12 protein-coding genes are annotated in these 12,307 nt (G+C 47.9%); 11 read left to right on the top strand and 1 reads right to left on the bottom strand.

Annotation, left to right across the window (positions count from 1 at the left end):
* Window positions 1–110: 110 nt before the first annotated feature.
* The 10 genes from def (at window position 111) to spoVM (ending at window position 9,459) form a co-directional block, all read left to right on the top strand.
* Window positions 111–599, top strand: a complete 489-nt coding sequence (gene def / locus QNO02_RS20120; protein WP_017687449.1) for a peptide deformylase — start codon at window positions 111–113, stop codon at window positions 597–599.
* A 12-nt stretch (window positions 600–611) separates the two neighbouring features.
* Window positions 612–1,565 (top strand): methionyl-tRNA formyltransferase, encoded by a 954-nt coding sequence (gene fmt / locus QNO02_RS20115; protein WP_249912202.1) that lies wholly within the window; start codon window positions 612–614, stop codon window positions 1,563–1,565.
* Window positions 1,562–3,040 (top strand): 16S rRNA (cytosine(967)-C(5))-methyltransferase RsmB, encoded by a 1,479-nt coding sequence (gene rsmB, locus QNO02_RS20110; RefSeq protein ID WP_249912203.1) that lies wholly within the window; start codon window positions 1,562–1,564, stop codon window positions 3,038–3,040. The genes fmt and rsmB overlap by 4 nt, the downstream gene beginning before the upstream one ends.
* Before the next feature lie 253 nt (window positions 3,041–3,293).
* Complete coding sequence (rlmN, locus tag QNO02_RS20105; RefSeq protein ID WP_036614609.1) at window positions 3,294–4,334, top strand: dual-specificity RNA methyltransferase RlmN; 1,041 nt, start codon at window positions 3,294–3,296, stop codon at window positions 4,332–4,334.
* 7 nt (window positions 4,335–4,341) lie between these two features.
* Window positions 4,342–5,118: a Stp1/IreP family PP2C-type Ser/Thr phosphatase gene (locus tag QNO02_RS20100; RefSeq protein ID WP_091028658.1), complete on the top strand. Its 777-nt coding sequence runs from the start codon at window positions 4,342–4,344 to the stop codon at window positions 5,116–5,118.
* Window positions 5,115–7,325 carry a Stk1 family PASTA domain-containing Ser/Thr kinase gene (gene pknB / locus QNO02_RS20095; protein WP_289389787.1) on the top strand — a complete coding sequence of 737 codons (2,211 nt, stop codon included), beginning with the start codon at window positions 5,115–5,117 and terminating at the stop codon, window positions 7,323–7,325. The genes QNO02_RS20100 and pknB overlap by 4 nt, the downstream gene beginning before the upstream one ends.
* Window positions 7,326–7,386: 61 nt before the next feature.
* Entirely contained in the window at window positions 7,387–8,295 is a 909-nt protein-coding gene (gene rsgA, locus QNO02_RS20090; protein WP_017687455.1) for a ribosome small subunit-dependent GTPase A, read from the top strand.
* A gap of 1 nt (window position 8,296) precedes the next feature.
* The gene (gene rpe / locus QNO02_RS20085; protein WP_017687456.1) at window positions 8,297–8,956 is read left to right on the top strand and encodes a ribulose-phosphate 3-epimerase; all 660 of its coding nucleotides are present in this window, start codon (window positions 8,297–8,299) and stop codon (window positions 8,954–8,956) included.
* A gap of 3 nt (window positions 8,957–8,959) precedes the next feature.
* Window positions 8,960–9,211: a hypothetical protein gene (locus QNO02_RS20080; RefSeq protein ID WP_091014322.1), complete on the top strand. Its 252-nt coding sequence runs from the start codon at window positions 8,960–8,962 to the stop codon at window positions 9,209–9,211.
* A 167-nt stretch (window positions 9,212–9,378) separates the two neighbouring features.
* Window positions 9,379–9,459 (top strand): stage V sporulation protein SpoVM, encoded by an 81-nt coding sequence (spoVM, locus tag QNO02_RS20075; protein WP_019424875.1) that lies wholly within the window; start codon window positions 9,379–9,381, stop codon window positions 9,457–9,459.
* A 194-nt stretch (window positions 9,460–9,653) separates the two neighbouring features.
* Here the strand turns inward: spoVM and rpmB are convergent, their stop codons facing one another.
* The gene (gene rpmB, locus QNO02_RS20070) at window positions 9,654–9,842 is read right to left on the bottom strand and encodes a 50S ribosomal protein L28 (protein WP_017687459.1); all 189 of its coding nucleotides are present in this window, start codon (window positions 9,840–9,842) and stop codon (window positions 9,654–9,656) included.
* 637 nt (window positions 9,843–10,479) lie between these two features.
* Between rpmB and QNO02_RS20065 the strand changes: the two genes are divergently transcribed.
* On the top strand, window positions 10,480–12,291 hold the full coding sequence (locus QNO02_RS20065) for a DAK2 domain-containing protein (protein ID WP_289389783.1): 1,812 nt from the start codon (window positions 10,480–10,482) through the stop codon (window positions 12,289–12,291).
* Window positions 12,292–12,307 lie beyond the last annotated feature (16 nt).

Genomic DNA, 12,307 nt, shown 5'->3' with positions numbered 1-12,307 from the left:
GCAGCAATGCGGATGTAAACAAGCGGTATAAACATAGATTTAAAATGAATACCCCAAAAATACAGATATCGTCCTGAAATTATGATGAGGATTAGGAAGGTGCTTACAACATGTCGATTCGCATTATCGTGCAAGAACCAGATGAGGTGCTCCACAAGAGAGCCAAAGAAGTAACTAAAATTACACCGAACGTACAAAAATTGCTGGATGATATGGCTGATACCATGTACGATGCGGAAGGTGTAGGTCTTGCTGCGCCGCAGGTTGGAATTTTGAAACGTCTGATTGTTATCGACGCAGGTGATGAGCAAGGGCTGATCAAGATGATTAACCCGGAGATCATTGCAAGTGAGGGAGAACAATTTGGACCGGAAGGTTGTCTGAGTATCCCTGGAATTAATGGTGATGTTCGCCGTTTCGAGACCGTTACGGTTAAAGGTCTGGATCGTGAAGGCAAAGAGTTGATTATTACGGGTAGTGGCTTGCTGTCCCGTGCATTCCAGCATGAGATTGATCATCTGGATGGCGTACTCTTTACGGATGTCGCCGAGAAAGTGTACGAAATTGCAGCCGATCAAACGGGACCGCGTCGTAATTAAGGAGTGATCGATTTGAATATTGTTTTTATGGGAACACCTGAATTTGCAGTTCCTTCTCTCGATATGCTGATGGCAGAGGGATACAATGTGGTGGGTGTGGTGACTCAGCCTGATAAACCACAGGGACGCAAAAAAGTACTTACGCCAACACCGGTTAAGGCCGCGGCAGAACGCCACGGTCTGCCGGTGTTTCAACCTGTTAAATTGCGTGATCCGGAAGCCGTAGCCCGCTTGGCTGAATGGAAGCCGGATCTGATCGTGACCGCGGCCTTTGGACAGATTCTGCCCAAAGCCGTGCTGGATATGCCTGTTCGCGGTTGTGTGAACGTGCATGGCTCACTTTTGCCAAAATATCGCGGTGGAGCCCCGATCCAACGTTCCATTATTAACGGTGAATCCGTGACAGGAGTCACATTGATGTATATGGCCGAAGGCCTGGACACCGGAGATATGATCTCTCGTGTGGAACTGCCAATTACGGATGAAGATACATCAGGATCGATGTTTGATAAATTAAGTGAGGCGGGTTCCAAACTGCTTCAGGCAGAAATGCCACGATTGATTGCAGGCGAGACAACGGCTGTCCCTCAGGATGATGCCGAGGCTTCGTATGCTCGCAATCTGACTCGGGATGACGAGAAGATGGACTGGAGTCGTACTTCACGCGAATTGTTCAATCAGATCCGCGGCCTTGTACCGTTCTCCGGTGCATTTACGATGTGGGAAGATCAGGTCTTCAAAGTCTGGGCTGCGGCTAACCCCAATCAGGTGGATCAGGCAACTTCTTCGGATGCTGGACAAGCAGAGCCGGGAACCGTGCTTCAATTGGGCAAGGCAGGAATTGAAGTTCGCACAGGCGATGGGTCCCTCTGGTTGACTGAAGTGCAACCTGCAGGCAAAAAGGTGATGCAAGCTGCTGACTTTGCTCGCGGTGGTACACTGAAACCTGGAACGGTGCTGCGATGAGCGGTAACATACCAGGTCGTTCGTCAGGAAAAGGCCAGAAAGCTACTGGAAATTCATCCGGGCGTGAAGGAAACCGTCGTCCGAATTCGGGTAAATCGGATGGTGCATCTCGCTCCCAGAAACCCAAAACATCTGCTCGTGCATTGGCAGTCAAAGTTCTGAGTGCTGTTGAGCAAGATGGAGCATACAGTAATCTGGAGTTGAACCGTCGTCTGAAAGAGGCGGATTTAAGCCCCGCAGATGCTGGACTCGCTACCGAATTGGTGTATGGAACAATCGCCAGATTGAATACACTTGATTATTTTCTGGAACGTTACGTGGCCAAAGGAGTATCCAAACTGCAACCATGGGTTCGTAGCCTGCTGCGAATCAGCGTATACCAGATGATATACCTGGATCGTATTCCGGAACATGCCGTGGTGAGCGAAGCGGTTAATCTGGCGAAGAAACTGGGCCATCAGGGAATCTCGGGCATGGTGAATGGTGTACTTCGTAATATGATCCGTAATCGGGATGAAATTCGTATTCCAGAACATCTGCCCGTTGCCGAACGTATTTCACTGGAGCATTCCCACCCGTTATGGATGGTTAAACGTTGGATTGCCCAGTACGGCGAAGAGACGGCAGAAGCGATCTGTCGTGCGAATAACGAGCCGCCAGCGGTGAGTGTTCGGGTCAACACCACAATGACCACACGGGAGAAACTGATGCATGAGATGGCCAGCACAGGTGCAGTCGTTGAAGCTTCTCGCCTGAGTTCCGATGGTATTCTTGTACGTAGTGGCGGAAATATGGCTCTAACGTCCTGGTATCGGGATGGCCTGTTCTCTGTACAGGACGAAAGTTCCATGCTTGTCGCTGAAGCCGTTGCGCCGGAAGAAGACCAACTTGTATTGGATTGCTGCGCAGCTCCAGGTGGTAAAACAGCTCACATGGCGGAGAAAATGCAGGATCGCGGTCGTATTGTCGCGAATGATGTACATGCTCACAAGCGCCAGCTGATCCTGGATCAGGCGGAGCGTCTCGGTCTGAGCTGCATCGATGCTGTAACTGGAGATGCTCTTGATCTGAACGAACGGTATCCGGAAGCGTCGTTTGACCGCATTTTGCTGGATGCACCATGTTCAGGTCTCGGTGTTATTCGACGCAAGCCAGATGTGAAATGGACCAAAACCGTAGAAGATATCGAAGATATCGCAGGCTTGCAGCGTGAATTGCTTGATCGGGTTGCACCGTTGTTAAAACCAGGTGGTATTCTGGTGTATAGCACGTGTACGATTGAGCCTACTGAGAATGAGGATATGGTGGCAGACTTCTTGAATCGACATCCGGAATATAGTCCAGCAGAAGCATCTGTCTGGTCTGAATCGGAGACAGCGAACTTGAAGGCAGTGAACGGTGGTATTCAGATTTTGCCACAATACGCTCACAGCGACGGATTTTTCATCGCACGGTTGACAAAAACAGCGAAATAACAGTTTAATAGAGCACGGAAGCATGACCGCCGAGGGGAACTTCGGCGGATTTCTTTGTGATGGGACTTCGATATAATTGTCAGAGAAAAGTGATGACAGGGTGCGATGGCAGCATTGAGGTGTTATAATGCATGAAGTACAGATATCAAGGGTATACATGGATGTAACGTGGTCTTTGTGATAGAATAGGACGAATGGAACGAAAAGAAGGAAGCCAACGAAAAGAAAAGAAGGAATAGGTGTTGACAACAAAATGAAACCTTTTATATATGATTATTCTCTGGAACAACTACAGCAATGGGCCGTTGAGAATGGGGAGCCGGCGTTTCGCGGTGGCCAAATCTTTGACTGGATTTATGTAAAACGCGTGAATGATTTCAGTGAAATGACCAATCTGTCCAAGCCATTGCGTGAAAAACTGACAGAGCAATTTGAATTCGTAACGCTTAAGGAAATTACCAAGTTTGAATCCAAGGATGGAACGGTTAAATTCCTCTTTGGTCTTCATGATGATCATGCCATTGAGACAGTAATCATGAAGCATAACTACGGGAACAGCATCTGTGTAACCACTCAGGTTGGTTGTCGTATTGGTTGTACGTTCTGTGCATCCACATTGGGTGGTCTCAAGCGTAACCTTACGGCTGGGGAGATTGTTGCCCAGGTTGTGCAGGCTCAGAAAATTTTAGATGAACGCGGCGAGCGTGTCAGCAGCATTGTAATCATGGGTTCGGGTGAACCTTTCGAAAACTATGAAGCTACGATGACTTTCCTGCGCATTATGATTCATGAAAAAGGGCTGAACATCGGTCAGCGTCACATCACGGTATCCACGAGCGGAATCGTTCCGAACATCTACAAGTTTGCAGATGAAGATACACAGATTAACCTCGCCATTTCGATCCATGCACCAAATGATGCACTGCGTTCGAAATTGATGCCGGTTAACCGTCGTTTTCCTTTTGAAGACGTGATGGAGTCCCTTCGTTATTATCTGGCCAAAACAGGTCGGAGAATTACGTTCGAGTATGCACTTATTGGTGGGGTAAACGATCAGCCAGAGCATGCAGCAGAACTGGCAAGCGTGCTTAAGAACATGTTGTGTCACGTGAACCTGATTCCGGTTAACCATGTACCTGAACGCAAATACGTAAGAACATCGAGAAGCGACATTTTCAATTTTCAGAAGATTCTCTCGGAACAGGGTGTTAATGTAACCATTCGTCGTGAACAGGGACATGATATTGCTGCCGCTTGCGGTCAGCTTCGTGCAAAGCATATGGAGTTGAGGTGAGAACGTTTTGATCAAAACAGTTCATGTGAGCCATATCGGACGAGTGCGTTCGGTGAATGAAGATTCAGCCTGGATTCGTAATCTCGATACAGGATATATTCTGGGTATTGTTGCCGATGGCATGGGTGGACATCTTGCAGGGGATACGGCAAGCCGCTTGGCAGTAGAGACGTTGGTACAAGATCTGGGAACACTGGAACCAGGTCTGTCACATGCGTCTCTGTCTGCAGCTCTCAGCGATGCTATTTTGCATGCCAACGAAGTTATCTTCCGCACGGCATCCACAGATGACAAGTACCACAACATGGGAACAACGGTGGTTGCGGCATTATTGAACGATACGGAAGGTGTTATTGGACACATCGGTGATAGCAGAGCCTACAAAATTGCGAACAAAGCTGTGATCCAGCTAACCGAGGACCATACACTGGTGAATGAATTGTTCAAAAATGGTCAGATTAGCAAAGAGGATGTGTCCCATCATCCACGTCGCAACGTGTTAACTCGTGCGCTTGGAACAGATGCCGAGGTGAAGGTAGATCTGGATACCGTCAAGCTGGAGGAAGGCGAAGTTCTTCTCCTGTGCAGCGATGGTCTCAGTAACCTGGTCAGTAATGAGCAGATTATTCAGGTTGCCGGCAATCTGGAACTGGCATTGGAAGATCGTGCAGACCGACTGCTCCAGTTGGCTTTACTTGCTGGGGGAGACGACAATATCACGGTTGCCTTGTTTGAGTTGCAGAGGGAAGGTTCCGTGGATACGGAAACGGGGTGTGAGTCATGATTGGGCACCAGCTAGGCGGACGCTATGAAGTGATTGAGCGTGTCGGCGGTGGCGGCATGGCTCTTGTGTACAAAGCACAGGATCTTCTGTTAAACCGGAATGTAGCGATTAAAGTCCTTAGACAACAGTTTGTGCATGACGAAGAGTTTATTCGCCGTTTCCGCAGGGAAGCACAATCGGCGGCATCACTGTCTCATCCGAATGTAGTTAGCATTTATGACGTGGGGCAGGAAGATGACGTTCATTATATTGTCATGGAGTACGTGGAAGGCAAAAACCTGAATGAAATTATTAAAGAACGTGCGCCGCTGCAAGTGGACGAATCTGTCCGAATCGCTTCCCAGATTGCAGATGCTCTTGATCATGCACATCATAATCAAATTATTCATCGGGATATCAAACCCCACAATATATTAATAGGCCGGAATGGCCGTGTGAAAGTAACGGATTTCGGGATTGCCCGTGCCGTTACATCTACAACGATTACGCAGACGGGTTCTGTAGTTGGTTCTGTACATTATTTTTCACCGGAACATGCCAAAGGCATCGTTACTGGTGAAAAATCGGACTTATATTCTCTTGGGATCGTACTTTACCAAATGCTTACCGGGCAACTTCCGTTTCTGGGTGAAAGTCCAATCAGTGTGGCATTGAAACATTTGCAGGAAGAGTTCGATGAACCACGCAAATTCAATCCATTGATTCCGCAAAGTGTGGAAAATGTCATCTTAAAATCCATGCGTAAAAATCCGCAGGAACGTTATCAGTCGGCCAAAGAAATGCAGACCGATCTGGAAACTTGCCTGATGCCGGAGAGACGTAATGAAACGAAGATTGATTTTCCGGATGAGGATGATATAGACCAGACTCGCGTTATGCCAGCGATCAAGCCTGAACCGCGCGGAGTTACATCGACGGGTGCAATGCCGGTGATGGAGTCTGACGAAGAAACGGGCAAGGGTAAGGCAAAATCCAAGAGCTGGAAGAAGCCAACTCTACTCATTTCATTAACCGTTCTTATTCTAATCGCCATGGTGGGCGTTGTATGGTATGTCAAGGGAATGCTGGTCGTACCTGAAGTAACGGTGCCTAACGTGATCACTCAGACGGAAGAAAAGGCTCGTGAAATGCTTGAGGAGAAAGGACTCGTCGTCAGTGATGAGGTCATCCGTATGTACCAGGAAGGTGTTGAACCGGGTATCGTCTATGACCAGAGCAGAAAAGAAGGCGATGTTGTCAAAGAAGGTTCGGAGGTCCAGATCAGTGTTGGTGCAGAAAAAGAACTGGTGAAGATGATTGATGTCAAACAAGTAACTTATGATGAGGCTGTCAAGAAGTTGACTGCGCTTGGCATTAAGGAAGATCAGATTCAGCGGAAAGATGACTTCTCCAATGATGTGGCTTCAGGTTCTGTTATTTCCCAGACACCGGGTGTGAATGAGGAATTTGATCCTGCGACAGTTCAGATTGAGTTAACCGTAAGTAAAGGTACTGAAACGGTCAAAATGCCTGATCTGAAAAATCTTACCCGCAGTGAAGCTGAAGAAAAACTTAAATCTGCTGGACTGGAACTTGCTCAGGTGCAGGAAGAACCAAGCTATACGATAGAAAAGGGCAAAGTGACGCAGCAATGGCCTGTGGAAGCGGGCACAGAGGTGAGTCCTGGTGATAAGATTACGATCTTTATCAGTACAGGGTATCCGCCTGAAGCGCTGCAATATCCTTTTAATATCAATGTGTCACCCAAAGAAGAGGGCAAAAACAGTAAAATTCGTATCACATATGAAGATGCACGCGGCAAGAATCAGGAATGGGGAACACGCACCGTGAACTCAACCCAGACCTTGACCATTCCACTTGTGCTCGCTCCAAATGAAAATGGGGCTGTGTCCGTATATCGTGATGGACAGTTCCTGGATACGTATCTTGTCTCCTACAGTGACGCCAAAAACGGAACAGTAAATGTACCTTCCATTGACCCGGAACAAAGCACTGAGACGCCGCCAGAAAATGAGCCTGATCCAGGTGAAGGTAGCGTTGATGAAGGCAGTGTTGATCCCAATCAGGAAGGTGAACCTGAGTCCACACCGGCAGACGGTGAAGGTGACAGTGTAGATGAGGACACTTCTGCCATGAATAATGGTAAGGGGCACGGTAAGGAAAAAGAGAAGAAAAAGGAAGTCATTAACGCATCAAGCCGTCCATAAGGGCGGCTTATGCTGGCGTCTGGAGTAAATGTACCACCATCTAAAGGAGGGCGACGGAGCTATGCCAGAAGGTATCATCGTTAAAGCGCTAAGCGGTTACTATTATGTCATGCCAGTGGAAGACAACGGGGTTCCTTCGGTTGAAGGTTCCGCCGTTCAATGTCGAGCCAGAGGTATCTTCAGAAAACGGGGAACATCACCGCTTGTAGGTGACCGCGTCAGCTACATGTTGACAGAGAACGGAGAAGGAACGGTAGATGAAATCCGGAAGCGTGAGACGGAACTTATCCGTCCTCCTGTAGCCAATGTAAGTTTGGCTGTTCTCGTGTTCTCTGTGAAGGAACCGGATATGAACCTGAACCTGTTGGACAAGTTCCTTGTTCACATCGAGCAGGCGGGGCTGGATGCACTCATTGTGTTGACCAAACTGGATTTGGCTGATCCAGCCAAAGACACTGTTGCTGAAGTGAAAGCATTGTATGAACAGGTTGGTTATGAAGTGATCTCCACAAGTTCACGTACCGGTGAAGGCAGTGAACTGCTCAGAGACCGTCTGGCTGGTAAGATCAGCGTATTCTCCGGACAATCCGGTGTAGGCAAGTCTTCGATGTTAAATGCATTGATGCCGGGCCTGACGCTGGAGACAAATGCGATCAGCATGCGTCTAGGACGAGGGAAACACACCACCAGGCACGTGGAGCTTATTCCGTTGGATAATGGTGGATTTGTTGCGGATACGCCAGGATTCAGCCAACTGGACTTTTTGGAGATCGGTGTGGAGGAACTCTCCACTTGTTTCCGGGAATTCGCCCAGTTTGCAGATCAGTGCAAATTCCGAGGTTGTACCCATACACATGAACCAGGCTGTCGTGTGCTTGCGGCCAAGGAGGAAGGTCTGATCTCCGAAAGCCGATATCAGCACTATGTGCTGTTCCTGACCGAAATGAAAGATAAGAAGCGGAGGTATTAACATGATTAAAATTGCCCCATCGATATTATCAGCTGATTTTGCCCGCCTTGGTGCGGAAGTTGCAGAAGCTCAAGCTGCAGGAGGAGACTGGATTCATGTTGACGTTATGGACGGTCATTTCGTCCCTAATATTACGCTTGGACCTGCGATTGTGAAGGCAATCGCTCCACATACAAGCTTGCCGCTCGATGTGCATTTGATGATTGAGAATCCGGAGCGTTATGTTGAGGAATTTGCCAAAGCGGGTGCAGCGGTAATTACCGTTCATGCTGAGGCTTGTGTGCATCTGCACCGGGTTATTCACCTTATCAAGGAGCAGGGAGTGAAGGCGGGAGTAGCCCTTAATCCGGGAACGCCAGCGTCTGCCATTCTCGAAGTTCTGGATGATGTGGACATGGTTCTTGTTATGACGGTCAATCCTGGCTTTGGCGGACAGGCATTTATCTCGGGTACCATGAACAAAATCAAGCAGATTCGTACCTGGTTGAACGAAAAGGGACGCCATGATGTACATATCGAAGTAGATGGCGGGATTGCAGCCGATACTGCTCCACTTGTAGTGGAAGCTGGAGCAGATGTGCTCGTTGCCGGGAGTGCCGTATTTGGCCGTGAGGATCGTGCTGCCGCGATTACTGAAATTCGCCGTAGCTACGGAGGCTGATCTATGACCCTCAAGGAGACACTGTGGACGATGGCTGCGAGTCTCGTGACGGGACTTGTGCTTGCTTTGTTTGCGGTTATTCAATCCCCGTTTAATGCCATTACGTCATTAATCGGGGTGGGCGTTGTTATTATGTATTTCCGCAAATTTGATCGTACCGGGCATCGGGTTACTTTTGTCATATTCAGCATACTGTATTATGTACTGAGTGTTTTCATGATCGCTGTCTATCAATATATTCCTGCCCAAACGTAAATGACCTGATCTTCGGGCTTGTCATTGTGGAATAGGGATCGAAGGTTCCGCATAAATATGGTTACATGAGCAGGTTTCTCATGTAGCCTTTTTTGTCGTGTTTGAGGTAAAGAAGGCCTGAAGCATAGGATACGGCGGACGCATGAGCATGATGGGGAGGGTGAATTATGAAATTTTACACATTCAAACTGCCGAAGTTTTTGGGAGGGTTTGTAAAGGCGATTCTTAATACGTTTCAAAAGAACTGATCCGATTGATAAGGTAACAGGGAATACCGCCGCTTTGGCTCAGGCTTATCTGGAATTCGTACCTGCGAAGCGCCATGCGGCGGCCATTCACATGTTAATGAGCGTATTCAAGAATCCCTTTTTTGAATACCAAAAAAGCACCTGCAAGGAACAAGGTGCTTTTTGCTTACCCGATTTATAGTAGCTTTGCGTGATTATACGCGAGTCACTTTACCGGCTTTCAGTGCACGGGTGCTTACGTATACACGTTTTGGTTTGCCGTCAACGAGAATGCGGACCTTCTGAACGTTTACGCCCCAAGTACGACGGTTACGGTTGTTAGCGTGGGATACGTGGTTACCGGTGCCCGGTTTCTTACCTGTCACATAACATTTGCGAGACATAGATTACACCTCCTATCCTAAAATAACCAGTTGCCTTCAGAAACGAAAAGTCATTCCATAAGGGCTAAATTGTTCTTCCCGATCATAAAGATCAGGTTTCAGTAGCTAATGGCGTTGTTTAAGCCGGCATGAACCGGATCATTTCCATTACTTAACCTGCATAAAACAATACTTGAATATAATATCATAATTAAAAAAGCTTCGTCAACTGATCCAAAAACTTTATTTATTTCTCCTGTCTAATATAGTACAATGTTGAGTAGTCCATAATACAGTGGTGAACAGGCTGTTGCCGCGAGGAAGTCGGAGAATAAACCGTACTTAGAGGTCGGTGGTCTGCTTTTTGGCAACGCTGTGAGCTGCGGCATTCCATCATTGGCACCAGTCTCCATGCGGCATTCATGCCGGCTCTTGATACCGGTGCATATCCGTATGCCCCGAAGTTAGGGGTGCAGAGAGTGCAGGATATTGGTAGCCCGGCCGCCCAGACCGTTAATCCGGCTGACATGTTGTATTGTATGCCTGTGCCGGACAAGGTATGGACGAAGAATAACGCAGTCCGCGTTAGCGCATGAACAGACCAGACACATCTTGGTGCAAGGTGTTCGTGTATCAAGCTAGGAAGGGGAATTCTCACTTGAGTATACGTTCTTTAAATGGAACAGATTTCACCGCAATGGTACTTGCCGGAGCGGAACAACTTGGACAGCATGCAGAGCACGTCAATTCCCTGAATGTTTTCCCTGTGCCGGATGGTGACACGGGAACGAACATGAATTTGACAATGAGTGCAGGAGTTGCAGAGATTAAAAGAAAAAGTTCTGCCTCCATCGGCGAAGCTGCCGGTATTCTATCGAAAGGCCTGCTTATGGGCGCACGGGGGAATTCAGGAGTTATTCTGTCGCAATTGTTCCGTGGTTTTAGTCGTTCAGCTGCTCCCTATGAGGAACTGAATACGCTCCAATTTGCAGCAGCCCTGCAGAACGGTGTTGACGCAGCTTACAAAGCAGTCGTAAAGCCCGTTGAAGGGACCATTCTTACCGTAGCCAAGGAAGCGGCGAAACATGCCAACTACTACGCAAGACGGACGAATGATATTACTGAATTAATGAATGAAGTTTTGTTAAAAGCAAAAGAAGCACTGGCAATGACTCCGGAATTACTGCCTGTACTGAAACAGGTTGGTGTTGTGGATTCAGGTGGTCAGGGGCTTGTATATATCTACGAGGGCTTTATGGAAGTATTGCTGCAAAGTGACGGTGTGAATCGTACTTCGCTGAACAAAGAAGTAACCCCATCCGCGGCAGCATCTGCTTTGAAACCGGCTGCACCGACAGAAGTGGATATCAAGAAGCCTGCACAGCAGCAGGTGATTGCACCGGAGATGCCATTGTCTGCTCAGGCGAGACTGGAAACGGAAGATATTGAATTCCTGTATGATATGGAATTTTTCATTAACCGTGAGCTTGGAGAGAATGCAGGAGTGGCATTTGATGACGAAGCATTCCGGAAAGCGTTGTCAGTTAATGGGGATTCGATCATTATCATTGCCGATGATGAAGTCATCAAAGTTCATGTCCATTCCAAGACACCAGGCGATGTATTAAACCTGGCGCTACATTATGGTGAGATTACACAGATTCATATTCTCAATATGCGTGAACAGCATCGGGATCTCCTGACAGCAGGCATGGACATTGCTCCATCACCTGAATTGTTTGCAGAGATTCCACCTGAGGCAGCGCGCAGTATGGAAGAGGCTGTGCTTCCAGCAGATGAGATGGCACCGTATGGTTTTATTGCGGTATCCTCCGGTGACGGTATTGCAGAGATTTTCCAAAGTCTTGGCGTTGATGTGGTTCTGTCCGGTGGACAGACGATGAATCCGAGTACTGAGGATTTTGTAAAAGCCGTTCGTACCATTGCTGCGGAGCAGGTATTTATACTCCCGAATAACTCGAATATTGTACTGGCTGCGGAGCAGGCTCGTGAACTGCTTGAAGATGAGCGCCGGATTACGGTTATACCAAGTAAGACCATTCCACAGGGGATGGCTGCTGCCTTTGCTTTCCAGGAAGATGAGTCTGCGGAAACAAACCGTGACCAAATGTTGGAAGCCATTAGCCGGGTACAGTCCGGTCAAGTGACTCATGCGGTTCGTGATACGCAATATGATGAATTGGATATTAAGGCGGGGCACTATATCGGTATTCATAACTCCAAAATTGTAGCGACAGATGAAACCATGCTTCAAGCATGTGAAGGTCTGCTCAAACAGATGATGGAGAGTGGAGATGAAGTGGTGACGATCCTTGAAGGGGACGAAGCTGACCCTGAGGTTACTGCTGCCCTCGCTGCATGGCTTGAAGTACAGTATCCTGATGCTGAGGTAGAGGTACATCTTGGAGGACAGCCGGTGTATTATTATCTGTTCTCCGTAGAGTCCTAATAGCACTCTAGCGAAG

Source organism: Paenibacillus sp. PK1-4R (genome assembly GCF_030369595.1).
Taxonomy (GTDB): domain Bacteria; phylum Bacillota; class Bacilli; order Paenibacillales; family Paenibacillaceae; genus Paenibacillus.
Note: the sequence above shows the minus strand (reverse complement) of the source record. Positions and strands in the feature narration are given on the sequence as shown.